Origin of the sequence: Paenibacillus sp. GSMTC-2017 (assembly GCF_016019935.1) — a bacterium.
GTDB lineage: Bacteria > Bacillota > Bacilli > Paenibacillales > Paenibacillaceae > Pristimantibacillus.
The window spans coordinates 486,728-510,546 of record NZ_JAECMT010000002.1; the positions used below are offsets into that span (position 1 = coordinate 486,728).

At 41.0% G+C, this 23,819-nt stretch carries 30 protein-coding genes; 9 read left to right on the forward strand and 21 right to left on the reverse strand.

The features are described 5' to 3' along the window. Positions 1 to 44: 44 nt before the first annotated feature. The gene (locus I6N90_RS09670) at positions 45 to 311 is read right to left on the reverse strand and encodes a YqhV family protein (RefSeq protein WP_197935308.1); all 267 of its coding nucleotides are present in this window, start codon (positions 309 to 311) and stop codon (positions 45 to 47) included. A gap of 125 nt (positions 312 to 436) precedes the next feature. Between I6N90_RS09670 and I6N90_RS09675 the strand changes: the two genes are divergently transcribed. Beyond that, the gene (locus tag I6N90_RS09675; RefSeq protein WP_332262433.1) at positions 437 to 1,216 is read left to right on the forward strand and encodes a 2-phosphosulfolactate phosphatase; all 780 of its coding nucleotides are present in this window, start codon (positions 437 to 439) and stop codon (positions 1,214 to 1,216) included. A 75-nt stretch (positions 1,217 to 1,291) separates the two neighbouring features. On the opposite strand, the gene I6N90_RS09680 is transcribed toward I6N90_RS09675, so the two are convergent. From I6N90_RS09680 to I6N90_RS09700, 5 genes are all read right to left on the reverse strand, one after another. Next, positions 1,292 to 2,545, reverse strand: coding sequence for an aspartate kinase (locus I6N90_RS09680; RefSeq protein ID WP_197935309.1), 1,254 nt, complete (start codon positions 2,543 to 2,545; stop codon positions 1,292 to 1,294). Between the two features lie 126 nt (positions 2,546 to 2,671). Then, on the reverse strand, positions 2,672 to 3,229 hold the full coding sequence (efp, locus tag I6N90_RS09685; protein ID WP_197935310.1) for an elongation factor P: 558 nt from the start codon (positions 3,227 to 3,229) through the stop codon (positions 2,672 to 2,674). A gap of 26 nt (positions 3,230 to 3,255) precedes the next feature. Then, entirely contained in the window at positions 3,256 to 4,329 is a 1,074-nt protein-coding gene (locus I6N90_RS09690) for a M24 family metallopeptidase (RefSeq protein WP_197935842.1), read from the reverse strand. A 13-nt stretch (positions 4,330 to 4,342) separates the two neighbouring features. Continuing rightward, entirely contained in the window at positions 4,343 to 4,795 is a 453-nt protein-coding gene (gene aroQ / locus I6N90_RS09695) for a type II 3-dehydroquinate dehydratase (protein ID WP_197935311.1), read from the reverse strand. A gap of 90 nt (positions 4,796 to 4,885) precedes the next feature. Next, on the reverse strand, positions 4,886 to 5,395 hold the full coding sequence (locus I6N90_RS09700) for a YqhR family membrane protein (protein WP_197935312.1): 510 nt from the start codon (positions 5,393 to 5,395) through the stop codon (positions 4,886 to 4,888). A gap of 205 nt (positions 5,396 to 5,600) precedes the next feature. Between I6N90_RS09700 and I6N90_RS09705 the strand changes: the two genes are divergently transcribed. Next, complete coding sequence (locus I6N90_RS09705; RefSeq protein ID WP_197935843.1) at positions 5,601 to 6,572, forward strand: DUF1385 domain-containing protein; 972 nt, start codon at positions 5,601 to 5,603, stop codon at positions 6,570 to 6,572. Positions 6,573 to 6,610: 38 nt separating this feature from the next. Beyond that, positions 6,611 to 6,928 (forward strand): hypothetical protein, encoded by a 318-nt coding sequence (locus I6N90_RS09710; RefSeq protein WP_232242830.1) that lies wholly within the window; start codon positions 6,611 to 6,613, stop codon positions 6,926 to 6,928. 196 nt (positions 6,929 to 7,124) lie between these two features. Here I6N90_RS09710 and mntR read toward each other — a convergent pair whose 3' ends face one another. The 11 genes from mntR to I6N90_RS09765 form a co-directional block, all read right to left on the reverse strand. After that, on the reverse strand, positions 7,125 to 7,547 hold the full coding sequence (gene mntR / locus I6N90_RS09715; protein WP_197935314.1) for a transcriptional regulator MntR: 423 nt from the start codon (positions 7,545 to 7,547) through the stop codon (positions 7,125 to 7,127). Positions 7,548 to 7,665: 118 nt separating this feature from the next. Beyond that, on the reverse strand, positions 7,666 to 8,379 hold the full coding sequence (locus I6N90_RS09720) for a cytochrome c biogenesis CcdA family protein (protein WP_197935315.1): 714 nt from the start codon (positions 8,377 to 8,379) through the stop codon (positions 7,666 to 7,668). A gap of 32 nt (positions 8,380 to 8,411) precedes the next feature. Then, the gene (locus I6N90_RS09725) at positions 8,412 to 9,221 is read right to left on the reverse strand and encodes a metal ABC transporter permease (protein ID WP_197935316.1); all 810 of its coding nucleotides are present in this window, start codon (positions 9,219 to 9,221) and stop codon (positions 8,412 to 8,414) included. Beyond that, positions 9,205 to 10,029 carry a metal ABC transporter ATP-binding protein gene (locus I6N90_RS09730; protein WP_197935317.1) on the reverse strand — a complete coding sequence of 275 codons (825 nt, stop codon included), beginning with the start codon at positions 10,027 to 10,029 and terminating at the stop codon, positions 9,205 to 9,207. The genes I6N90_RS09725 and I6N90_RS09730 overlap by 17 nt, the downstream gene beginning before the upstream one ends. A gap of 61 nt (positions 10,030 to 10,090) precedes the next feature. Beyond that, positions 10,091 to 11,125: a metal ABC transporter solute-binding protein, Zn/Mn family gene (locus tag I6N90_RS09735; RefSeq protein WP_232242832.1), complete on the reverse strand. Its 1,035-nt coding sequence runs from the start codon at positions 11,123 to 11,125 to the stop codon at positions 10,091 to 10,093. Between the two features lie 219 nt (positions 11,126 to 11,344). Beyond that, positions 11,345 to 13,339 carry a methionine--tRNA ligase gene (metG, locus tag I6N90_RS09740; protein WP_197935318.1) on the reverse strand — a complete coding sequence of 665 codons (1,995 nt, stop codon included), beginning with the start codon at positions 13,337 to 13,339 and terminating at the stop codon, positions 11,345 to 11,347. 428 nt (positions 13,340 to 13,767) lie between these two features. After that, on the reverse strand, positions 13,768 to 14,025 hold the full coding sequence (yidD, locus tag I6N90_RS09745; protein ID WP_197935319.1) for a membrane protein insertion efficiency factor YidD: 258 nt from the start codon (positions 14,023 to 14,025) through the stop codon (positions 13,768 to 13,770). Continuing rightward, a complete protein-coding gene (locus I6N90_RS09750; RefSeq protein ID WP_197935320.1) occupies positions 14,022 to 14,459 on the reverse strand; it encodes a Fur family transcriptional regulator in 438 nt (145 codons plus the stop codon). Before I6N90_RS09750 ends, yidD begins: the two co-directional genes overlap by 4 nt. Positions 14,460 to 14,535: 76 nt before the next feature. Further along, positions 14,536 to 14,760, reverse strand: a complete 225-nt coding sequence (locus tag I6N90_RS09755; protein WP_197935321.1) for a hypothetical protein — start codon at positions 14,758 to 14,760, stop codon at positions 14,536 to 14,538. Positions 14,761 to 14,817: 57 nt separating this feature from the next. Further along, entirely contained in the window at positions 14,818 to 15,018 is a 201-nt protein-coding gene (locus I6N90_RS09760; protein ID WP_197935322.1) for a hypothetical protein, read from the reverse strand. Between the two features lie 161 nt (positions 15,019 to 15,179). Beyond that, positions 15,180 to 15,608, reverse strand: a complete 429-nt coding sequence (locus I6N90_RS09765) for an Hsp20/alpha crystallin family protein (protein WP_197935323.1) — start codon at positions 15,606 to 15,608, stop codon at positions 15,180 to 15,182. Between the two features lie 136 nt (positions 15,609 to 15,744). On the opposite strand from I6N90_RS09765, the gene I6N90_RS09770 reads away from it, so the two are divergent. From I6N90_RS09770 to I6N90_RS09795, 6 genes are all read left to right on the forward strand, one after another. Continuing rightward, positions 15,745 to 15,984 carry a spore germination protein gene (locus I6N90_RS09770; protein WP_197935324.1) on the forward strand — a complete coding sequence of 80 codons (240 nt, stop codon included), beginning with the start codon at positions 15,745 to 15,747 and terminating at the stop codon, positions 15,982 to 15,984. After that, positions 15,981 to 16,190 (forward strand): spore germination protein GerPB, encoded by a 210-nt coding sequence (locus I6N90_RS09775; RefSeq protein WP_197935325.1) that lies wholly within the window; start codon positions 15,981 to 15,983, stop codon positions 16,188 to 16,190. Before I6N90_RS09770 ends, I6N90_RS09775 begins: the two co-directional genes overlap by 4 nt. 33 nt (positions 16,191 to 16,223) lie before the next feature. Then, the gene (gene gerPC, locus I6N90_RS09780) at positions 16,224 to 16,925 is read left to right on the forward strand and encodes a spore germination protein GerPC (protein WP_197935326.1); all 702 of its coding nucleotides are present in this window, start codon (positions 16,224 to 16,226) and stop codon (positions 16,923 to 16,925) included. Continuing rightward, entirely contained in the window at positions 16,925 to 17,149 is a 225-nt protein-coding gene (locus I6N90_RS09785; RefSeq protein ID WP_197935327.1) for a hypothetical protein, read from the forward strand. The genes gerPC and I6N90_RS09785 overlap by 1 nt, the downstream gene beginning before the upstream one ends. Further along, positions 17,139 to 17,573, forward strand: a complete 435-nt coding sequence (locus tag I6N90_RS09790) for a spore germination protein GerPE (protein WP_197935328.1) — start codon at positions 17,139 to 17,141, stop codon at positions 17,571 to 17,573. The genes I6N90_RS09785 and I6N90_RS09790 overlap by 11 nt, the downstream gene beginning before the upstream one ends. Positions 17,574 to 17,836: 263 nt before the next feature. Continuing rightward, a complete protein-coding gene (locus I6N90_RS09795) occupies positions 17,837 to 17,995 on the forward strand; it encodes a hypothetical protein (RefSeq protein WP_197935329.1) in 159 nt (52 codons plus the stop codon). A 74-nt stretch (positions 17,996 to 18,069) separates the two neighbouring features. Here the strand turns inward: I6N90_RS09795 and I6N90_RS09800 are convergent, their stop codons facing one another. From I6N90_RS09800 to I6N90_RS09815, 4 genes are read right to left on the reverse strand one after another with little or no spacing between them, the layout of a single operon-like run. After that, on the reverse strand, positions 18,070 to 20,037 hold the full coding sequence (locus I6N90_RS09800; protein ID WP_197935330.1) for a glycoside hydrolase family 15 protein: 1,968 nt from the start codon (positions 20,035 to 20,037) through the stop codon (positions 18,070 to 18,072). Then, the gene (gene glgA / locus I6N90_RS09805; RefSeq protein ID WP_197935331.1) at positions 20,019 to 21,482 is read right to left on the reverse strand and encodes a glycogen synthase GlgA; all 1,464 of its coding nucleotides are present in this window, start codon (positions 21,480 to 21,482) and stop codon (positions 20,019 to 20,021) included. The genes I6N90_RS09800 and glgA overlap by 19 nt, the downstream gene beginning before the upstream one ends. A 54-nt stretch (positions 21,483 to 21,536) precedes the next feature. Further along, positions 21,537 to 22,649, reverse strand: coding sequence for a glucose-1-phosphate adenylyltransferase subunit GlgD (gene glgD / locus I6N90_RS09810; protein WP_197935332.1), 1,113 nt, complete (start codon positions 22,647 to 22,649; stop codon positions 21,537 to 21,539). Further along, positions 22,646 to 23,812: a glucose-1-phosphate adenylyltransferase gene (locus I6N90_RS09815; protein ID WP_197935333.1), complete on the reverse strand. Its 1,167-nt coding sequence runs from the start codon at positions 23,810 to 23,812 to the stop codon at positions 22,646 to 22,648. The genes glgD and I6N90_RS09815 overlap by 4 nt, the downstream gene beginning before the upstream one ends. Positions 23,813 to 23,819: the final 7 nt, after the last annotated feature.

A 23,819-nucleotide genomic window follows, 5' to 3' on the forward strand; every position in this document is an offset into this window, starting at 1 on the left:
GAAAATATGACATTCTATTTTGTTATTACTAGATTTACAATCTATTATTTTTTCAATATGCCAATCATCAAACATATAACACCAACAGCTACCCATATAAACTTCGAAACAGATAACTTATCGGACAAGCCAACTAGTCCAATTGTCGTCGTTGCTATTAGAATTAATGGTCCAATTAAAGCAAGTGAAGAATTAACGACTAGCGCCTTCTCTATATCATTCATACGGAGCATGATTAGCGCTGCACATATTTCAATACTGCCAGAGAGCATTCGAAGCATTACCATACTTAAAACGATTTTGTTAAGCACATTCCATAAGCCTCCTTTCTGATTTACACATTTCTTATCTATATGCATGCTTGTCTTACATTCATACCGGACACCTGCCTACATAACGCAGCATATAGTGGATTATTGATCTTTCATGTAATCGGATGAGAAGATTAGTACGAAGCGCACAGTTAATCGATCAAATGATTGAAGAAAGAAGGAATATAAATATGCATGTCCAGGTGATTTCCAGCGTGAATGAATCCTGTTCCGCGAAGTTTCATCACAAGACAGCGATCGTCATCGATGTGCTGCGTGCAACAAGTACGATTGTAACGGCACTTTCAGCTGGAGCTAAATGTGTTGTCCCTGCTGAGACAGTGATGGATGCGCGAGCGATGCAACTTCCTGGCGATGTGCTGGGAGGAGAGCGGTTTTGCCGAAAAATAGCCGGCTTCGACCTTGGCAATTCACCGAATGAATATACACAGCAAACTGTTGGAGGCCGTAAAGTCATTCTGACAACAACGAACGGAACACGCGGCATTCACAAATCAATGCGAGCTGATCACATTATAGTCGCATCATTATTGAACGCTGATGCTTGTGCAAGGTCTGCTTTAGAGCTACGTAGAGACATTGTTATTTTATGTGCAGGAAGTCACGATGATTTCGCGATTGAAGATGGTTTATGTGCAGGACTTATATTGGATTGTTTAAAGAAGCAGAGTGGAATTCCCATTGATGTGGATGACTTCGGTCATGCGATGCACTCTCTTTACCGTGATCGATCAGAAATCGTCTTTGAAACACTGCTTAATAGCCAGTCCGGTAAACGACTGCAAAAAATTGGCTCACGTGGAGATATCGAGTCATGTGCTTCAATAAATACATTGAATCTTGTACCTTATTTAAGTGGTGACCAGCTAATCATACGCCATTAGTCAATCCATAAAAGACGAAGAGGGTGCCCCTGATTGGGACACCCTCTACTTTATTAATAAATGATTATTATTATATTATCTGCGCTCCGATGGACCACCGACGAAAGCTTGCTCATCTGCATCTAAACCATAAACTGTATGAAGTGCTTGAACTACCTCTTTAAGCGGTTCAGAAGCAATAATACAAGAGCATCTGATTTCAGATGTACTCACCATCTTAATGCTAACACCAAGAGAAGATATGGCAGTGAACATTTTTGCAGCTACACCCGGATTACTTACCATGCCAGCTCCAACGATAGAAACTTTAACTAAACCAGCTTCAGACGTTGTTTCTCTGTATGGGACAACATCGCGATTTCCTTCAATGACTGAGATTGCTTTATCTCTGTCTTCACCAGATAGAGTGAATGAGAAGTCCGCTTTACCATCTTGTACTCCGCTTTGAACGATAATATCAACATCAATTCCATTATCAGCTAGTGCACTAAACACATTTGCAAGTACGCCCGGCAAATCCTCAACACCTAAAATGCTAATTCTTGCTACATTTTTGTCAAAAGCGATACCGCGAACGACCACGCCTTGTTCCATGACCGCATCCTCCTTCACACTTGTACCTTCATTTTGCGTAAAGCTTGAACGAACAACGAGACGCACATTGTTATGCTTAGCATACTCAACTGCTCGAGGATGAAGGACTGCAGCACCTAAATTAGCCAGCTCCAGCATTTCGTCATACGAGATTTCATCAAGCTTGCGAGCATTTTTTACAACACGCGGATCCGTAGAATAAATGCCATCAACATCTGTATATATTTCGCAAATATCAGCTTTTAAAGCAGCCGCCAAAGCTACAGCGGTCGTATCAGAACCGCCTCGACCTAACGTTGTAATATCACCTGCTTCACTCATCCCTTGGAAGCCAGCTACTACTGCAACGTTGCCACCTTCCAAAGATTTGAATAGTCGGTCAGGTTTAATATCGATAATTTTAGCTTTACCATGTACGTCATTGGTCAACATACCCACTTGCCAGCCAGTAAAGGACTGGGCTTTGCCACCCACCTGATGTATGCTCATGGATAGAAGAGCGATCGATATTTGTTCACCTACAGTTAAGAGCATATCCATCTCACGAGCAGGAGGGTTCAGGTTAAGTCCCTTCGACTGATCGATTAAATCGTCCGTCGTATCTCCCATAGCAGAAACAACAACTACAATGTCATTGCCTTCTTGCTGTCTCTCGATTATACGTTTTGCTACTCGTTGCATTCTCTCAGGCGTTCCAACAGAACTACCACCAAACTTCATCACGATCAAAGACAAGCCGTCCACTCCCCAACCCCGACATATACATACAAGTTCATATTATACCATATCAGTCCATTTCATGGGTATATCAAACGACAAAAAAACCGTTCGAATTTCTCGAACGGTTTTCCATTTGAGCAATTAAGCTCTTGAGATATATTTGCCTTCGCGTGTATCAATTAGAAGTACATCGCCTTCATTAATAAACAAAGGTACTTGAACGCTTAAGCCAGTTTCACATTTTGCACTTTTAGTTGCACCTTGAGCCGTGTTACCTTTAACGCCTGGCTCAGTTTCAACAACTTTAAGCTCAACACTGTTTGGCATTTGAATTCCCAAAATTTCATTTTGGTAGCTGGAAATGTTAACATTCATGTTTTCTTTAAGGAAGTTAAGTTCCCATTCCAATTGATCCTTTTCCAAGTTGAATTGGTCATAAGTCTCATTGTCCATGAACGTGTATTCCGAACCCGAGTTGTACAAGTACTGTACTGCACGATTTTCGATAATTGCACGGCCGATTGTTTCACCTGCACGGAATGTCTTCTCTGTTACGTTGCCATTACGCAAGTTTTTAAGCTTAGAACGTACAAACGCTGCGCCTTTACCAGGCTTAACATGTTGAAAATCTAGTACTGTATAAATATCGTTATCAACTTGAACTGTCAAACCTGTCTTAAAATCGTTTACTGAAACCATCTCTGATTCCTCCTGAATGATAATCCTTATCCCAAGCTAATAAGCTCTTTCGGGGATGAGGTTAATATTTTAATACCGGATTCCGTTATAACGATGTCATCTTCGATCCTTACTCCGCCGAAGCCTGGAATATAGATACCTGGTTCTACCGTTACTGTCATGCCGGGGGTTAAAATCGTTTCGCTAAGTTTGGACAATCTTGGTGCTTCGTGTATTTCCATACCGAGTCCATGTCCAGTTCCATGACCAAAGTGATCGCCGTAGCCATATTTCGTAATAATATCACGTGTCAAAGCGTCTGCTTCTCTTCCAGTCATTCCTGGGCGAATATACTCAAGTGCATGCATCTGCGCTTCAAGTACGATGCTATGAATTTCACGATGTCTGTCATTCGGTTTGCCGATAACGACAGTACGAGTCAAATCTGAACAGTAGCCATTGTAATATGCGCCAAAGTCTAATTTGATGAACTCATCAACACCAATGACACGATCACTTGCAACGCCATGCGGCAATGCTGAACGTTCACCAGATGCAACAATTGTATCAAACGATGAGCTAGTAGCGCCATTGCTACGCATGAACACTTCCATCTCAAGTGCTACATCTGTTTCCTTCATTCCGCTACGGATCAATCCAAGAATGTAAGTGAAAGTACGATCAGCCAAATCTGCTGCCTCTTGCATCACCTGAAGCTCAGAGTCATCCTTAATCATTCTTAGCTTCTCAACAAATCCTGCAACTGGTTTAAGCTCAATACTTCCGAGCGTCTTCGTCCATTGAACAAACTCACCATAATTGACATGATCCTGCTCGAAGCCTAGTTTGCTTATTCCGGATTGTGCAAGTAACTCATGTACGTCATTCAATGGATTAGTTCCATGCTCAACGATTTCGAAACCCTCTACTTGCTGGGCTGCTTGTATACGATATCGGAAATCTGTCAGCAAATAGCTTTTCTGAGATGTAATGAGTACATAACCTGAAGATCCCGTAAATCCACTAATATAACGTCGGTTATAGGGGCTGCCGATCAAAATAGCTTCCAGTTGTACATCATCCAAAAGCTTTCGAAGTTGGTTCACTCGATTTATCGTCATCTTATTCTCCCTTTCATGCTTCATTCTCGCTCTGCAGTACTTGCTTAACGATCGCTTCAAGTGCAAGCACATACCCTAATGAGCCAAAACCAGCAATTTGTCCTACCGCTACTGGAGCAACAACCGATACATGCCTGAATGCTTCCCTCTTATGAATATTGGACAAGTGCACCTCAATCACAGGTAAAGAAACCGCAGATAATGCGTCACGGATCGCATAACTGTAATGCGTCCATGCTCCGGGATTAATAATAATACCGTCTTCGTTGCCATAAGCATTATGTATCCGGTCAATCATTGCGCCCTCATGATTACTTTGAAAGAAAGAAACCGAAACACCAAGCTCTTCTGCCCTATTCTTTACAAGCAACTCTATCGCAGCTAATGACTCATTTCCGTACACTCCTGGTTCTCTTATGCCAAGCATATTCAAGTTAGGACCATTCAAAATAGTGATTTTGCGCATACCAGCACCTCCTGAGCAACTGTAGTCCATCAATCGTCGAAGATCACTAGACATTTTACCACAAATGTCTGTCCCTTGAGAAGCAATATGTCAGGACTTCGCAGCGATAGGCTCCCTTGAAGCTTCATCCGTGAATTCGAAGGCGATAGAATAACCGATAAACACTCCCCATAACAAGAATAAACAGATTTCTGTATAAATCGTATTCCATCCTAATTTCGTTATCCATTCCATCATCCCAACAAAAGGGCCAACTCCTATAAATAAAATAATCCACCAAGCTAACCCATACAATATGCCTGGCCAAGGCCCTTTACATTTACGAAGTACTGCAATATAGATAAAAGCTGCTGCGATTGAAAAAACAATAAATGCTCCAATGCCTGCTACGATACCCCAGCTTGTCTTTAAAAATGAATGACGAAGGAACGAATCTAGAAGAAATCCGGGTACTACCGTCGTAAATTTCATTCCATAACTGAGCCAGCGAATTACTCCCCATATCAAGCCAGCAAAAAATCCTATTTTAAGTGCAAATAACCAAGGATTTGTTTTGTGAATACGAGCTTTACCACTACCCTTTTTGGATTGATGCTGCATTTTTGGTCTCTCTCCTTCTAAACACTTATGTATTGCTTATATTCGCTAGTATGTGAAAATTTATCTCTCTATAACCATAGTGACATTTGACCCTCTCTTATCCTTTTAAGTACGCTCGCATTTAACAGAAAGATCAAGTACAATAGAACCATACATTTAAATGGAGATCTCATAGTTGAGATGTACCCTAATCAAGGAAGGTGACATGCATTTGCCGCAAGATCTACGAAATATATATGGCGGACAAGCCGTTATTGAAGGCGTTATGTTTGCAGGTAAACACGTAAACGTAACAGCTGTCAGACGTAAAAATGATGAAATCGAATTTTACGAAGTGCCGAAAGTATCGCAGAAATGGGTACATTATTTAAAGAAAATACCTCTTCTTAGAGGAGTAGTCGGAATCGTTGACTCTAGTGCTAAAGGTTCTCAGCATCTAAACTTCTCTATGGAAGCCTATGCAGATGATGAAGCAGAAGAAGATACAAAAGACGGTTCACCGAAAGTAGTAGTGAAGGAAGAAAAGAAAAGTGGTTTCAGTTTGGGAATGCTGATAAGCGTTGCTGTAGCAGGCGTTTTATCTTTCATCTTTGGTAAGTTGATTTTTACTGCGGTACCTGCTGCTCTTGAAGAATTATTGTTTAGCGGGTTATTTGAGAATCAAGTAGGTCATAATTTATTAGAAGGACTTATAAAAATAATATTGTTGCTTGCATACCTCTACTTTATTTCCTTAACACCACTGATTAAACGGTTGTTCCAATATCATGGTGCAGAGCATAAAGTAATTAGCGCTTATGAAGCGGGCGAAGAACTCACTGTACGCAATGTGCAAAAGTATAGCAGACTTCATTACCGTTGCGGTTCCAGCTTTATCGTCTTTACAGTAATTGTTGGTGTAATCGTTTACTCCCTTCCATTCTTTAGTTGGGATTCGATTTGGGAAAGAATTTATATTAGAATTTTACTTCTTCCTTTAGTATTAGGGTTATCATACGAAGTATTACGACTAACGAATGCTGTTCGTGAAGTACCGTTATTGCGTTTCCTTGGTTATCCAGGATTATGGCTGCAGCTTCTTACTACGAAGGAGCCAAAAGACGCTCAGGTTGAAGTGTCAATTGCTTCATTCAATCGGATGCGTGAGTTAGATGCTCAATTGACAACTTCAAAATAGAAACAATTGCAATTTGTTAAGGGAAAGGTGTGATGACGTTGTACAAACGTACAAGGAAACTAAGTATCGGGGCAATCATTATATTTACACTATTGGCGATTGGTTTGATAGTTGGACTAAGTAGAAACTTTTTTCAACTACTACTACCGATTATCGTCTTTGGAGGAATATTTCTCTTATACAAGTATCCACCATCCTTTCTTAGAAAGAATCCATCGCAGCACTATCGTTCAAATGTAATACAAAGTCGAACTACTTCTGACAATGCAAAAAAAGTTCGACCTCGTTCAAAAACAGTTCCATTCAGAGTTATTGATGGCGGCAAAGATGATAACGATCATCCCAAATACCATTAATAAATCGTACAATAACGCAAAGGCAGCCCGACGTCATTTCCAATGACGCTGAGCTGCCTTTTTTTAAATACATGATTTCCTCTTATACGGATCATATGTATTACTCATATAAGTAAAAAAGAGTGACTGTACAGAATTAATATCTGTATAATCACTCTTTCAACTACCAACTAAAACTGTGCTTGGTCACTATATATTACTCCGTGTCCATTTCTGATCTTAACGCTTTAAGCTCGTCCATTCTAGTACTATCACGGCGGAAATATTCAACCAGCGTTTCAATACAAGTTATTGAATCCCAGCTCAGATGATGTTCGATTCCTTCTACATCACGATAAATATTTTCTTCTTGAACACCAATTGTTTCAAGAAACGTTTCTAACAGATGATGGCGATCAACGAGACGTTTACCCATCTTCTTACCTTTATTAGTTAATACAAGTCCACGATATTTCTCATAGATCAAATAATTATCCTTATCGAGCTTCTGGATCATCTTCGTTACTGAAGAAGGATGAACTTCCAGTCCCTCGGCTATATCCGATACACGAGCGTAGCCCTTTTCATCTATTAGCTTGTAAATACGTTCCAAGTAGTCTTCCATGCTCGGAGTCGGCACCTAAGAACCTCCTTACCTTGCTTCATCTTCTAGTTCCCACGTTATCACTCTATGTATCATACACTGTTCAACATAGCGACTGCAACTGAATCAACAATAAGTATATGACGAACCGAAATTAAAATTGTAACCATGAAGGCGTTATACCATTAAGCCAAATTGTAATTTTTATCATTTGATCCGTAAACAATAGTATCCCCATAAAGATCATCATAACGCCACCAACCTTCATAACAACCGCGGAATATTTGAGTATCCAGCGTGCCGTTCCAAGGAAAAAGGCAAGAATAAAAAAGGGAACTGCGAATCCAACAGAATATGCTGTCGTAAGTCCAAACCACGTACCAGGCTCAGCAGCAGCCAGTCCAAGAATTGCCGTAAGTACAGGACCCGTACATGGCGTCCATCCAGCTGAAAATCCGATTCCGAATATAAATGAACTAACATAATTAGCTTTTTTCGGAATAAGGTTCATCCTTCGCTCTTTCATTAGTAGTTTCGGTTGAAATATACCTACTAAGAATAATCCCATCAAAATAATTAAAATGGCTGAAAGCTGTCTAATTAGATCACTATACTGGTCAAAAAATTCACTAAACACATTAGCGCCATACCCTAACGTATAATAAACGACACTAAACCCTAATATAAAAAACAGCGTGTGCGTCATCATTACAATTCGTTGCCTCTTCGTCAACTGTGAATCCTTCAATTCAGAAACTGAGATTCCAGTTATATAAGACAAATAAGACGGATAAAGTGGCAAACAGCATGGTGAAATAAATGACGCAAATCCCGCACCTAATGCTATCCACATATTAATGTCTGACATCATGTCACCTCATCTCAAATAAATCGTTACTTTCATCCCCCTGATTTTGCACCACGACGGAACAACAACAATAACAGCAATATTGCAATCAGCAGCAAAACGATCGTTCCACCTGGAGCTAAATTCCATACACCTGCAATAATTAAACCTGCTATTACCGCAATTTCACCAATGATTACAACGGTAAAAATACTTTGGCGAAAACTTCGAGCAATAATTAAACTACATGCTGCAGGTATTGTCAGTAGTGCGGATACGAGCAAAGCCCCTACAATTTTAATAGATACGCTTATAACAAGTGCAGTAAGCACGCTAATCATAACATTATAGAATTTAACGGGCAACCCACTAACAGCGGCCGCTTCCTCATCGAAGGTAATAAGAAATAATTCCTTCACTTGCAGTCCTATCACAATTAATACGATTGCAGTTACGCCACCAATAATATACAAATCCGTACTATTTAACGTATAAATACTTCCGAACAAATAACTATTAACATTCATCGAAAAGCTTTGTCCCATTGTGAAAAGGATTGAAGCAAGCCCTATACCGCCTGACATAATGATGGCCAGTGATAACTCAGCATACGTTTTATACGCCTTACGCAGCTTCTCAATAGCAAATGAAGCGATAATAGCGAAGACTAGACCTGCAAGAAGTGGGTATACACCCGTTAGAAACCCTAATGCTACTCCTGCAATCGCTACATGCGATAAAGTATCTCCAATCATGGACAATCTACGCAAAACGAGGAATAGTCCCATTAAAGGTGCGGTAATACCGATAAATAATCCACCTAATAACGCTCTCTGAAAAAATTCACTAGTAATGATCTCCAACCTGGTTAACCTCTCTCCCTCTTTCCATTTTCCTTCTCAAACCTTTAAGGCTATGGGCTAAATTATTTTCAACACAATCTTGTGTCTCATGAGAATGTTTAATATAAAGTTTTAGCTTGCCTGAAGTCGAAGCAGGCTCCTGCCCCAAATATCCTTTAATCATTTCCATGTCATGAGAAACCATCAAAAACGTCATATTATGATGTTGATGCATATGTTTGATCATATGGAAAAAACTCTCTTGTGTTTCTGCATCAATACCAACAGTTGGCTCATCCAATATGAGCAACGACGGATTGTTAATAAGCGCTCTAGCCAAAAACACTCTTTGTTGCTGTCCTCCGGAAAGCTGACCTATTTTCTTATCCCCAAGGTCTACGATTCCCATTGCTTCCAATGCATCAATAGCTTTAGTATGATCCGTTTTTGTCACTCTTTTAAACAACTTAGAGCGACCATACAGTCCAGATAATACAACTTCCTTTACGGTTGCTGGGAACTGTGGATTAAGTGCATTTTTTTGCGGAACATATCCGATACGGTCCCACTCTTTAAACTGCTCAATCGGTTGTCCAAACAGTCGAATACTTCCTTCACTAGCTTTATTCAACCCTACAATCATCCGCAGAAGCGTCGTCTTGCCAGCTCCATTTGTTCCGATCAAACCGATGAAATCACGTTCCTTTACACCGAAGCTAACATTGGACAACACGGTTTTGTTCTGGTACGAAAATGATACATTTTGTACTGATATAACTTCATGATGACATCCCGCATTTGAATCAGAACGTTCATTTATCGTTATCATAATTTCACTCCTTACAACAAAAATGGAGCTGAATCAGCTCCGAATTAGTTAATGATCTACTCTATTGTAATGCTTGCATCAAATTTTGCAAGTTGCGTTGCATAAGATTCAAATAGGTTTCGCCGGATTTCTCTTGTTCCTTTGTTAAACCTTCCAGTGGATTAAGCACCATCGTCTTTACATTTGCTTCACCAGCAAGCATTGTAGCTAGTTGATCCGATACAAGCTCTTCGAAGAAGATGTATTTTACATCATTTTCCTTCACAAATTTAGCAATTTTCATAATGTCCTGAGCACGTGGTTCAGCGTCTGGGCTTATTCCCATTATCGCTATTTGATTCAAATCGTAATCTCTTGCTAAGTAACCAAATGCATGGTGAGATACAACCATATTTCTTTGCTTTGCTGTTGCAAGTTGTGATGTATATTCACTATCTAACTTCGCAATCTTCTCTTTTACAAGTTCGTAGTTTGCAACATAATAGTCCGTGTTTGCCGAATCTGCTTCTATCAAACTATCCTTCACATTTTTCGCTAAAATAAGCGCAGACTTCGGACTTACCCATGTGTGCGGATCAATGTCGCTAGAATGCTCATGTCCATGATCTTCTTCCGCATGGTCATGCACTTCTTCCTCCTTGCTGTTTATAAGAGGAATACCTAGACTCATTTCTTTTGTCGCTACTCCGCTATCTTTGGATAGACCTTTAAGAAAATCATTAGCCCACGTCTCTAATCCCGCTCCATGATAGAGAAACAACTCTGCTTTAGATGCTCTATTTAGGTCTTGGCTTTTAGGTGTCCAATCATGTGGCTCTATACCAGCTGCAATTAAATTGTCTACATGAACATGTTCTCCGCCAATTTCAGTTGCTAAAAAATATAACGGATAGAAACTAGTCACTACATTAAGCTTATTGACTTCTACTTTGTTATCATTAGTTGGAGTTCCATTTGTTGACGATGGTGTTGGTGAGTTCTCATTTGGTTTTTGCGTATTTGAGTTAGCTCCATTACCACAAGCCGAAACAGTTAACATTGCAAATAATGCAATCATTATTAATATCGACTTTGATCGGAAGTGATTTATGTTCATTTCATTGATCCCCATTCTATTCCCATTTCCTTTTTAGTAATCGTTATGATTACGTTTAGAATTATACGGTGGATATTAGCCTCTGTCAATATACAAATCAAATAGGAGAACGATGACCTTTTTGATATAGCTAAGCATGCTACTACTAGCCATAGACATAAAAAAGTCGTTCCATACCCAGCTAAGGGATTGGAACGACTTTTTATTTTGAAAATCATTTTACTTTACAATAGCACCATTCGGCATCGAATCTGGTACCGTAGCAAGCGTTAATTGGTCTCCATGTGATGCAGCAAGAATCATCCCTTGCGACATTTCGCCACGTAGCTTCACTGGTTTTAGATTCGTTACACAAATCACTTTTTTGCCAACCAAATCTTCTGGCTTATAGAACTTCGCTATTCCAGAAACAACTTGACGTTTCTCAAAACCAAGGTCTAGTTGCAGTTTCAGTAGCTTATCTGCTTTTGCAACTGGCTCAGCGGACAATACTTGTGCAACGCGAAGTTCTACTTTCGCAAAGTCATCAATTGCTATTTCTTCTTTGCTCTCTACTGCTGGTGCGCTAGTTTTATCAGTAGTTCCTTCTGCACTAGCTGAAGAATCAGCTTGCTCTGCTTTAGGGGCAGAACCTCCACTCATCGATGCTGCAATAAATGCAACCTCCTCCTCCATCTCTAGACGAGGAAATAGTGGTGTACCTTTATCTACTTTAGTACCACCTTGCAAGCTGCCGAATGCTCGCATACTATCCCAGCTAGTTAGTTCACCTTCTGTTAAACCAAGCTGTTGCCACATTACACGAGGCGAATGTGTTAGGAATGGTTGTAACATAATCGAGATCAGACGAAGAGATTCTGCAAGATGATGCATAACGGAAGCTAACTCATCCTTTTTCGCTTCATCTTTTGCTAGTGCCCATGGCTGTGTCTCATCAATATATTTGTTCGTACGACTCACGAATTGCCACAATGCGGATAGTGCAACAGAGAACTCCATACGCTCCATCGCATTTTCAACCTGTTCAATTGTATCAGTCGCTAATTGCTGTAGCGAAGAATCGAACGGTGTAACTTCACCAGCATATTCCGGTATAGCACCATCGAAATATTTATCGATCATTGCGATAGAACGGTTCAATAGGTTACCTAAATCATTAGCCAAATCGAAGTTAATACGTTCTACAAAGTTTTCTGGCGTAAACGCTCCATCTGCTCCAAAAGGAACTTCTCGCAGCAAATAATAACGAAGAGCATCTAGACCATAACGTTCAATTAGAACGACAGGATCAACAACCGTTCCTTTGGACTTCGACATTTTGCCTTCTTTCGTCAATAACCAGCCATGTGCAAATACTTTTTTTGGCAAAGGAAGTTCAAGCGCCATAAGCATAATTGGCCAATAAATCGTATGGAAACGTACAATTTCTTTACCAACTAAATGAACATCAGCTGGCCAAAATTGTTTGTATTTCTCGTCTTTCCCCTCTTCACCAAAGCCAAGAGCAGTAATGTAGTTAGACAGAGCGTCAATCCACACATAAATAACGTGCTTCGGATCTCCAGGAACCTTTATACCCCAATCAAATGTAGTACGTGATACTGCCAAGTCTTCAAGGCCAGGCTTAATAAAGTTGTTAATCATTTCATTTTTACGAGATTCTGGCTGGATAAACTCTGGGTGCTCCTCATAATATTGCAACAAGCGATCCGCATATTTGCTCATTCTGAAGAAATAACTTTCTTCTTTTACGAGTTCAACCGGTCTTCCGCAGTCCGGACAATTTCCATCGTTCAGCTGTCTCTCTAGGAAAAAGGATTCACAAGGCGTACAATACCAACCTTCGTATGTTCCTTTGTAAATATCATCTTGTTTAAGTAGTTGCGCAAAGATTTTTTCCACTACAAGTTTATGACGATCCTCCGTTGTACGGATAAAGTCATCATTAGATATTTCAAGCTTTGCCCACAACTCTTTAATACCAACAACGATGTCATCAACAAACTGTTGTGGTGTCTGATCTTTTTCTTTCGCTTTACGTTCAATCTTTTGACCATGCTCATCAGTACCAGTCAAGTAATGTACGTCATATCCACGCAACCTCTTGTACCTAGCCATTGCGTCACCCGCAACTGTTGTATAGGCATGACCAATGTGCAGCTTGTCACTCGGATAATAGATTGGTGTTGTAATATAAAATGATTTATTCGACATCGAAAATCCCCCTTGTTTATCATTGTTTACAAAGTCAAAAAAACGCAAAAAACTCCCGTCCAACATGGGACGAGAGTTGTTACTCACGTGGTACCACCCAACTTCCAATTGCGCTAAAAATCACATTCTTGCACCATAACAGGGGCAATCCAGTTAGCCGCAACCGCTTCATACGCCGTCATTTGACGACAGTCGTCATTAACGCTGACTCACGCCTCTTCCTTACCCAAGCATGCAACTTCGGTTCGAAAGCGGGCCTCCCGGACCATCTTCCAACATTGTCCCTACCGGCTTTCACCATTTAGCCCGGTTCTCTGCAAAGGGATTTCAGCTGTACTCTTCCATTCATCGGCTTCCTTATATTTCACAAATATATCTAATCCACTTACACAATGTCAAGCGCCATCTCACTTTTGTTTGAAATGATCCTACTTTTCCGCATCAGCAGGAACAATATCCGGTACTGGATCAAAGCCACCTGGATGAAACGGATGACAACGACCAATTCGTTTCGCTGCAAGCCAAGCACCCTTTGCTGGTCCATGTCGTTCAATTGCTTCTAACGCATAAGCCGAGCAAGTCGGATAAAATCTACAAGTTGGCGGTTTCCATGGCGAGATTGCTTTACGGTAAAAATGGACTGGTGCTTTTACGATTTGCCCAGCTAAACGTTTCCCTTGATTCATTCTTCAGTAGCCGTCGCTTCGTCCTGTACACATTGTTTACAGTATCCGAACACCTCGAATTTGTGCTTCACAACACGAAAATCTGCTGGTACTGCGGTTTGTTCCATCGGACAGAACGTAATGGGATACGTTATTCCACATTGCAAACAAATCATGTGATGGTGATGATGTTCTTCCCTGCAATGAAGCTTAAACTTCGCGCCCTCTTCGAACACAACTTGCTCCAATACACCTAGCTCTTCCATCACTCTCAAATTTCGATAGACAGTATCAAAGCTTAAACCGGAATACGTTTTACCCATAAATTCATAAACGTCTTTCGGCGATAAATAACCTGGCGACTCCGCGAATAGCTTTGCAAGCGTCTTACGTTGATCCGTAACGCGTAGCCCTTGACTAGACATCCGCCCAACGATTTCTTCTATAGTATGCATCGTCGATCCTCCGAATATGAAAGTTTCTCTCTACATAATGCCGAAAAAAAAGACTCTCGTCAATGAGAGCCCTCTGTTATCCATTAATCTTCATGTTGATGACAAAGCTAGCACACATCGCAACGAATAAAATGACAGTAACAATTATAAATAGTTGACGACGAAACTTAAGTACTTGAAGTCTTTCAGGATTAGCTCCATTTGACTTACCTTCCGTATACGCTCTTTGCATAAACAAGGTAACGATTGCAGAAGTTACAAAAATCATATTTACAACAAACCAAACTGCGGTCCAGAACAATCTCATACCCCCAGATTAAGCCACTAATGATCCTCTAAACGTACTATGTAGGTAGCTTCATAAATACCATTTGTTCAAAATAAACATAAACACACTAAAGCTAACGATCGCGCCTCCGAAACTTATCCAGCCCGCACGAAATTTTTGTTGGAACATACGAAGAATTCCAAAGCTCAATAAACCGAATATGAGCAATAGAAAGATAACTCCAAGTATAAACAACGTCGGCGATACGCTACTTACATCGACTAACGACATAACGACACTCCCTTTTTGAGCCCAAAATATTCACTTTACTAGCCATTATAAGGGATAGCTCGACCATTATCCAGCCATCAACACAACCAATTCCAGTCTATTTCGTGACAAAAACACGAAGAGCGCATCTATTCGACGCACTCTACTTTAATCTATACTTTTTAAACCCAATTGATCGGGCATTCATTCACCTTACGACCTCGCATACGCTTGCGTACTTTAACATGTAGAACCCCTGCTTTAACAGTTGCTCGACTTAATCGAGGTTGAACTAACTTAGGCAACTTAATTAGTTCATGTTTCCCTCCAGGTAGACCTTCGATACGAATCATATCTTCACGAATTAGTAGCCTAATATCATCACGTTTACATCCATCCGGCAGCTTGAATTTGACTCCGAGAAACTGCTTCGATTCAGAAATTGCAGCAGATGTAGTCGCAGACATATGACCCGCTATATCGGGCAGCGCCTTTGTCATCATTTTCCGAACGAAGTGTTCTACCCAATCGGGCTCCCTTAGTACATCAAAGCCTCTTGGCAACTTCTGTCCTTCCATCCACCGTTCAAGATCCTCCCACTTCGAAGTCATTTTACAATTCACCTGCCTCCTGTCGTTCCTATTACCATATGCGAATGCCTACTCTTAGGATACTTCAACATCGGTAACCTATAGGCGAATGCCGCATACACTATCAAATACCGAGAAGATGACGGGAGTGAAGCACATGCCAGCTGTAATCGGTTTTGTCAAAATTGTAAGCGTCGGATCAGCCTCAATCGTCCAATTCGGCGACACCGTCCAAGTGTCACCTTCAAGCAACTCGAAAGCTTACGCAGGCTCAGGTTCATTCTTAACCGGAAGCTTAACGAATTCAAATACTGCGGTAAGTGCGACTAACTCCATTGACCCTGATCTTCAAGATAATACAAATAATGAAATAGGTAATGGGGTGAGTGCAATATGAGCTGGACCATCCATCAACAAATTACGATTCATCAGTTGCGAGTTGACAGTGTATCGAACAGTTCTGTCTTGCAAGTCGGCAGTGCAGGTGCTATTCGATCTTTGTCACAACTTTATAATAGCGGCGGTTTTACCGGACCAGCACCACAACTTGGCGAAGAAAACCCGTTATCATTTGTCCCGCTTCCGAGCCCAGCTCAAGTGTAATTACACCAGCACATTTGGAGGAGGAATTATACGGTGAAAGATAACAATCAACTTTCTCCTTGGCAGACCTGGTCCTATTCAGTTGAGAAAAGACTTAAGGAACAACAAGAGCAACTTGAGCAGCTCAGATGTACGGTTGCGGATTTATGTGCTCAGCTCAAAAAAGTGGAAGAGAGACCAACCTACAACATCGAAAGTATTGCGTACAGCTTTGATCAGCTTAAGGTAGAAAAACTTGATGGTACACTCAATATTGGGATGACAGCACCTGGTATGGGAAGTAGCAGTGGAGGAAGTAACGGAGGAGCTAACGGCGAAGCAACCTTCCCAGACAATATTGAGCAATTATCAGTCGGAAATCAACTTCAATTTCCATCAGCAGCTTCCTCCTTAACACCTCCGGAGGGACCCTACAATGATATTTTTAGAAAACTAAATACGTTTCTAGATAACGATGCACCACTAATACTTATAGGCCATGAAGATGAGCTAAGTTTGCCTTTAGATCCTCATCATCGTCGAATTATTATCGAGGACGTTCGAAAGCAAATGCCAACACGCATTCATTATTATTTACAACGAGTGCAGAAAGACGACAAGGAATCATTCGACTTGTATCCGAATCTCCTTATCGACAGAGTGTATGGAAAAACGAAGCAGGACGCAGAAACTGCAATTAGCGCTTATATGCGTCAGTTAAAAGCAGGAAACTTAATGTCAGGAGGAAATGCTTAATGGTCAATTTTACTGTTATTAATCATTGTTTGACTGTTGGTGAGATTGAAATATTAGGTGTTTCAAGTGCATCTATGCTTCAAGTAGGTGATACCGATCACGTAGCACTTTATTCGATGTTCGACACACCTCCGGAATCTGTTATCGTTGGTCCTTTAGCTCCGTTGCCAGCACCAGCAGATGGGCGAGATGCAATAGGTGAATCTAACGTCAATGGTGAATAATACTAGCCAATATTACAATGAAACCACTTATCCTATTCGAACATCAGAAGTTGGAATTGTAAGTATTATAAATGCATCTTCCTCCACAACGATTCAATTTGGTGATCGTGGTGAAACGAACGGCAAACTTCAAGCGTTAGCGATCCAGCGTGCAACAGATCATACTACTTCGGGCAATGTTTATTTTGAATCCTATCGTATATTTAATCGACCTCGACCAGAGTTGATTGATCCCGTATACGATGCAGGAGATGCTATTTATGTTAATCGTACTAACCGCTCACCAGCCATTCTTGTTGGATGTATTCGAGTAATCGCTATAGGTGCGTCTTCCAGCCTTCATATCGGGAACAGTAAACGTGTTATTGAAGACTCTAGAATTAAACATATAAGGCAATTCCCTCTCGATCATCCACCCACATAAAAAATTTGGCGCTGCTTCATAAACAGCGGCTAACCTGATTTTCTCAGGATAACCTACACTTCTCGCACTCTTCGGGGCGGCTAACCCGATTTTCTCGGGTTAACCTACACTTCTCGCACTCCTCGGGGTGCCTAACCCGACTTTCTCGGGTTAACCCAAAGTACTTACGTTACAAACCCGAACATACGAGAAAAACTTCACAGCAAAGAAAGGAACACGCTCTAGTCAGATGGATAATCGAACCCGGTAGTACATTCGAGCAAATGGAGAACAATCGAACATTTCAACGTTTCCTTCATGAAAACTTACCAAAAGAAAGCCGAGAAGTTGGGTTGCTTCCACTTGCCTCTAATCTGCTTAAGCAGGTAGCTTTAAACCAAAATAGCAGTACAGGAATAGTACCCTGTACCGCTTCTTTTTAAAATGTATACCACTTTTGTCTGAATCGAGCTGTCTCTTTAGTGTACTTATTGCTTATGGGACAGCTTCTTCATTTTTATCCTTTAACGTTAAGCTCTTTATATTTTGCAACATACCTACATACTGTTTGCACTACCGTAGCATGTGACCACGTAAGAGGCGCTACTGATAGAGGAGATCCGTCAAACGGATTTAACTGTTCTGGCAATAAGCCGCTTTGTAAGGCATGATTAGTAACCCACTGTAATGTTCTTCGAGGTTCCTCAAGATCTTGGATAGACTGGGCAGAATCAATTTCAAAGTTAGCAACCCATAACGTACAAATAATCCACGGATTACCAGGCACTTTATCGATATCGCCCGATTGTTGGAAGTAATAATCGTTAGTATATCTTGCGATCCCACCAACATCTGTTTTGATACGGAGCCCCTCTTTGATAGCTCTCATCGTCCGAATTACTCGATCATCATCCACTGGGAGAACACCAAACTCAAACACTCCAAACACACTGCTCTCTAGTGTCAAATCTTTCACCCAACGATTTTCCTTTTGGATTAGACCACGGGCAAACCGCCCAGTCTCCTCATCCCACAGATGAGTGATAATACCTTGTTTAATACTTTGTGCTGCACTTTTATATCGATCGCTACGTTCATAATCACCGAATAAATCTGTAAAAAAGGCTGCTGCCATTAACCCGCCATAGACGGATGCCGCCGTATAGGTCCAAATGCCGTAACGTTCTTCCCACAAATCGTAGCTTGGCTTTGGTAACGAAAGCGCTGGCTCCATATATTCGCTTAAGAAAGAAGCTCCTTTACGAATTAGATTACTATATAGGGATTGTGGTAGTTCGATGACACCATGCCGCAGATAATCTCTCCACAAGGCAAACAGAACGAGTGCAGTCTCATCCTCCTGAATAGGAAGTCTTCTACTACCCTGCACAATATATGGATGCCAGCTGGAGCCTACTGTACCGTCTGGATTGTATTTGTGATACAAATAACCATCCGGTGACAACGCATTTGCACAGAAATGAAAAAACGGTGCAATTACACTTTGATATCCGGCCATCGACATAGCATCAGCAATGAGCGCTCCATCTCGCGGCCACATGTAACTATAATGATCTCGGTTATATTGCAAAATATCAGTATCGTTAGCTGCCAATATCGCTCCACGCTCATCAACTTGAGTTCGAACAAGCAGTAAACTTTGCTTAAATTGTTTTACTACAGATAGAGGTAGATCTCCTAAATCATTTTCGGATCGACGAAGCCAATGATTCCAATATACAACCATCCGACTAAGCAACTTCTCCGGATGATTATCATGAACATATCGATCAAGCTCCTTGACTTCCTCAAGATTGCGACCGATAGACATCCAATAATAGATCGTTTTTTCGGAATGAGGTTCTACATGTGTTTGGAAGCTTATTGTACTGTCTACAGAACCTTGAGCAATCGTATTACCCATTAAGACACCATCTTCAGCATCCCGCCATGTTCCTTCTGCTGATTGGAACCTCTTAATGCCTGTGGAATACTGCATTATGCCACCTTCATCGGAAAACCCGTTGAACATAAAATAGTTAGAACGTTTGTAATGATACAAACTATGATTTTCGGGATAATAAACAGCCGTGTCACCTACTTCGGAGCCGTCAATCATAAGATCCTGATGAAAAAACAACCGAACATTTCGTGATTGATCTCTTCGATTTCTTACAACGACACGTTTGATGTAAATACATTCGCGCTGATGGATGCCATCGTTAATATACAATTCAATGCCAAAACGATGGTGTTTAGCAACGATATTCGTTACTAATGAATCCTCGATATAATCAAGCTCAAAGCTCCATTCCGGTTCATCGAGCCACGAGAACACCCCATCCACCCAAATACCAAATCGGCAATAATGTCCACCTACATGATTCAATTGACCAACGTACGGATAATAGATATCCCTAATATAACAATGTTGGTCTAGATTAAGCAGCATCTTTCCGTTGCCGATTACGAGATGACGGGCCATCTTTCGTTCTCCTTTCGGTGAGCGAGCAGTTGTGCGTACATGTTCAAATAAGCTTTGGCTGACACATCCCAGCTATAATCTCCACGGGAACCATTTTCCACGATTTTTTTCCATGTTTCTTCATCGTTATAACATGCCAGCGCTCGTTTCACGGTGTACAAATAGTCATGTGCATTATAATTAGAAAAGCTAAAACCATTGCCTTCCCCGGTATATTCGTTATATGCCTGAACGGTATCCTTTAGCCCTCCCGTCTCACGAACAATCGGAACTGAACGATATCGAAGCGCAAGTAGTTGACTTAAACCACAAGGCTCGAACTTGGACGGCATAGCAAAAATGTCTGAACCAGCGTATACTCTACGCGCCATTCGCTCACTATAGCCATGCCAAACGACAGCCTTTTCTGGATGACGTCTTGCTACATCTGCAAATAGTTGTTCATAATGCGTTTCCCCCGCTCCGAGTACGACAAGTTGCACATCTTCTTCCAAAACTTCATCAATCGTTGCTGCGATTAGATCAAAGCCCTTCTGTTCAACAAGTCTAGAAACGATTCCAATTAACGGAATGGACGAAGATTGTGGTAATCCAAGTTCCGCTTGTAAATCAACTTTATTTTTACGTTTACGAGAAATAGAGTTACGGTAAGGTGTATGCAGCGCCATATCATTCATTGGATCATATAAGTCTTCATCAATTCCATTCACAATACCGACTAAATCACCCGCACGATATCGCAACAGTGAGTCAAGATTCTCACCGTAATAAGGCGTTTGAATTTCTTGTGCATACGATTCACTTACTGTAGTTAGCTTGTCCGCGTACACAAGCCCACCTTTCATACAACTTGCAGCTCCATAAAATTCAAGAGATTCCGCGACGAATAGATCATCTCCAGCACCTGTTAGTTCTTTCAGTAAATCAATGCCGAATATGCCCTGATACTTTAAGTTATGGATCGTAAAAACGGACTTCGTATAAGCCCATGCAGGATCGAATGCATATCTTGTTCTGAGTAGAAATGGTATTAGTCCCGTTTGCCAATCGTTGCAATGAACAATGTTAGGATGAAAATCCATATAACGTACTGCTTCCATCACGGCAAATGAGAAGAAAACAAAACGCTCTGCATCATCACCATAACCATACAAACCTCTACGTTTAAAATACAATTCATTATCAATTAAGTAATAAGTAACACCATCGATCGTCCCTCTTTGAAGTCCACAATATTGATTGCGCCAACCAAATGACACTTGAAATTCAGCTATCGTTTCAAAATACGCTAAGTACTGTTCGGCTATATCCTCATACTTAGGTAATACGACTCTAACGTCAACGCCACGTTTGTTTAATGCTTTTGGCAATGCTCCTGCAACGTCCGCCAGACCACCTGTTTTCGCTAGAGGCACTGCCTCTGAAGTTGCGAACAATATGTTCATTTTCTTCTTTACCCCCTCAAGAAGGTGAAGCGGCCTAAGCGACCGCTTCAGCACTTATATTAATTTTCTTTTTCCAGCTAGAAAAGGAGAACTACCAACACCTCGGATATCACGTGCTTCTTCGACTCGAACATCTTTATCCAAAATACTGTAATGTATGTGGCTATTTAAGCCGATTTGTCCGTTTTGCATAATGATACTATCTTTCACGACAGCCCCTTTTTCAACCTGTACACCTCTAAACAAAATGCTATTAATGACCGTTCCTTCGATGCGGCATCCGTTACCAATTAGCGAATTTTTCACCTTTGATTCCGAAGAATATCGAGTTGGTGGTGCATCCTTTACTTTTGTATAAATAGGTCCGGGCTGAAAGAACAGCTCGCGCCAAACATTCGGTTTTAATAGATTCATATTATGTTCATAATAACTTGCAAGCGTATTAACAACGCCTAAATAACCTTCATATTGATAGCCATATACGTTCAGCTGATCAAGCCTTGAGAAAATAGCATGTTTGACAAAATGATCATGTCCTTGTGCAAGCGAAGTTTCAACAAGCTCCATTAACAGCTCCTTACGCATCACATACATCTCCATTGAGGTAGTATCGCTAATCATTCGGCCATAATGGTCCTGAATAGCTTTAATACGTCCGTCATCCCCCATCTTCACCTTGCGAGCTTTTCCGGAAAATGGATCGTTTTGTTGCTTGCAGACAACAGTTATATCCGCGCCTTTCTCTATATGAAAGCCAATCACATCTTCGAAATCAATGTTACAAACCATATGGCTTCTAGTAATAACAACAAATTCAGCAGAAGATCGTTTGAAATAATCTCTATGTTGGTAGAAGTGATAGAGATCACCTCTGCTAATCTCTTGGATATCATCCGTAGCTGGCGGCAGAATAAACAATCCGCTCTGACGATGCTGTAAATCCCAATGCTTTCCTGAACCTAGATGATCCATTAAAGAACGATACTTCGTATGAGCAAATACAGCAACATTACTAATACCTGAATTCACCATACTAGAAAGAACAAAATCGATTAGTCTATATCTTGCACCAAACGGCACAGTTGCCAGACAACGTCCTTGTGTTAATCTTTCCAACTCATCCGTCTCATGAATAAGATTAATAACGCCTAATACTTTATGTTTCATGATTGCTCTACCTCCAGCAGTTGGTGTTCAACCGATACGTATTGCTCCACTGCCACTACAGTAATAGCGTCATCATTAGGATCACCAATCGTTACACCGGCCTGCACAACAGCACCTTCTCCGATAATTGCTCTATGAATATGTGCGCCAGCTCCAATACGAACATTAGGCATTATTACAGACTCAGTAACGGTGCTACCCCGCTCCGCATGAACACCATAAAATAATACAGAACGATCGACGGCCCCTTCCAAAATACAACCTTCCGTCACAAAAGAAGAGGTAACCTCTGCTGTAGATGATGCAAACTGCGCCGGACGATTTGGACTAACAGAGAAAATTCGCCACTCTGGATCATATAGATCAAGCGAAGGTTCATCCGCTATCAAATCCATATTAGCCTCCCACAGCGATTCTATCGTTCCAACATCTTTCCAATAACCTTTAAACGCATATGTATGTAGACGTAATCCATCACGCAACATCGCTGGGATGACATCTTTACCAAAGTCATTGCTTGATAATCGATTGGACTCATCGTAAATTAAATATTTCTGAAGTGCTTTCCACGAAAAAATATAAACACCCATAGAAGCAATGTTACTTGTCGGATTTTTTGGCTTTTCTTCAAAGGCTCGGATTCGATCTTCATCATCTACATGCATAACACCAAAGCGGCTAGCTTCTTTCCAATCTACTTGTATCCCTGCTATCGTGACATCCGCCTCGCAGCTCTTATGATGCTGCAGCATCAGATCATAGTCCATTTTATAAATATGGTCACCCGATATAACAAGCACGTATTCTGGATTATAACGCTCGATAAAAGCCATATTCTGATAGATCGCATTTGCTGTCCCTTTGTACCAAACTCCACCTCTTTGCTTAACATAAGGCGGCAAAATAGTCATGCCACCATCACGTCGATCGAGTCCCCAAGGACTCCCAATACCTAAATATCGATTAAGTTCCAAAGGTTGGTATTGCGTGAGAACGCCAACGGTATCAATGCCTGAATGGGCACAATTGCTAAGAGTGAAATCGATAATGCGATACTTCCCTCCGAAATATACGGCAGGTTTAGCTAGATCTTTTGTGAGCACACCTAGTCTCTTTCCTTCGCCTCCTGCAAGCAGCATAGCGATCATTTCTTTTCGGCCCATGGACACC

Coding starts and splice junctions, on each gene's coding strand:
- I6N90_RS09770 (WP_197935324.1), top strand. CDS start 15,745: ATGCCAGCTGTAATCGGTTTTGTCAAAATTGTAAGCGTCGGATCAGCC.
- I6N90_RS09785 (WP_197935327.1), top strand. CDS start 16,925: ATGGTCAATTTTACTGTTATTAATCATTGTTTGACTGTTGGTGAGATT.
- I6N90_RS09765 (WP_197935323.1), bottom strand. CDS start 15,608: ATGACTTCGAAGTGGGAGGATCTTGAACGGTGGATGGAAGGACAGAAG.
- aroQ (WP_197935311.1), bottom strand. CDS start 4,795: ATGCGCAAAATCACTATTTTGAATGGTCCTAACTTGAATATGCTTGGC.
- I6N90_RS09795 (WP_197935329.1), top strand. CDS start 17,837: ATGGAGAACAATCGAACATTTCAACGTTTCCTTCATGAAAACTTACCA.
- I6N90_RS09775 (WP_197935325.1), top strand. CDS start 15,981: ATGAGCTGGACCATCCATCAACAAATTACGATTCATCAGTTGCGAGTT.
- glgA (WP_197935331.1), bottom strand. CDS start 21,482: ATGAACATATTGTTCGCAACTTCAGAGGCAGTGCCTCTAGCGAAAACA.
- I6N90_RS09750 (WP_197935320.1), bottom strand. CDS start 14,459: ATGCATACTATAGAAGAAATCGTTGGGCGGATGTCTAGTCAAGGGCTA.
- I6N90_RS09815 (WP_197935333.1), bottom strand. CDS start 23,812: ATGGGCCGAAAAGAAATGATCGCTATGCTGCTTGCAGGAGGCGAAGGA.
- I6N90_RS09675 (WP_332262433.1), top strand. CDS start 437: ATGAGAAGATTAGTACGAAGCGCACAGTTAATCGATCAAATGATTGAA.
- I6N90_RS09760 (WP_197935322.1), bottom strand. CDS start 15,018: ATGTCGTTAGTCGATGTAAGTAGCGTATCGCCGACGTTGTTTATACTT.
- I6N90_RS09690 (WP_197935842.1), bottom strand. CDS start 4,329: ATGACGATAAATCGAGTGAACCAACTTCGAAAGCTTTTGGATGATGTA.
- I6N90_RS09800 (WP_197935330.1), bottom strand. CDS start 20,037: ATGGCCCGTCATCTCGTAATCGGCAACGGAAAGATGCTGCTTAATCTA.
- I6N90_RS09700 (WP_197935312.1), bottom strand. CDS start 5,395: ATGCAGCATCAATCCAAAAAGGGTAGTGGTAAAGCTCGTATTCACAAA.
- I6N90_RS09790 (WP_197935328.1), top strand. CDS start 17,139: ATGGTGAATAATACTAGCCAATATTACAATGAAACCACTTATCCTATT.
- I6N90_RS09730 (WP_197935317.1), bottom strand. CDS start 10,029: ATGATAACGATAAATGAACGTTCTGATTCAAATGCGGGATGTCATCAT.
- glgD (WP_197935332.1), bottom strand. CDS start 22,649: ATGAAACATAAAGTATTAGGCGTTATTAATCTTATTCATGAGACGGAT.
- I6N90_RS09705 (WP_197935843.1), top strand. CDS start 5,601: ATGCATTTGCCGCAAGATCTACGAAATATATATGGCGGACAAGCCGTT.
- metG (WP_197935318.1), bottom strand. CDS start 13,339: ATGTCGAATAAATCATTTTATATTACAACACCAATCTATTATCCGAGT.
- I6N90_RS09720 (WP_197935315.1), bottom strand. CDS start 8,379: ATGTCAGACATTAATATGTGGATAGCATTAGGTGCGGGATTTGCGTCA.
- I6N90_RS09735 (WP_232242832.1), bottom strand. CDS start 11,125: ATGAACATAAATCACTTCCGATCAAAGTCGATATTAATAATGATTGCA.
- yidD (WP_197935319.1), bottom strand. CDS start 14,025: ATGAATCAAGGGAAACGTTTAGCTGGGCAAATCGTAAAAGCACCAGTC.
- efp (WP_197935310.1), bottom strand. CDS start 3,229: ATGGTTTCAGTAAACGATTTTAAGACAGGTTTGACAGTTCAAGTTGAT.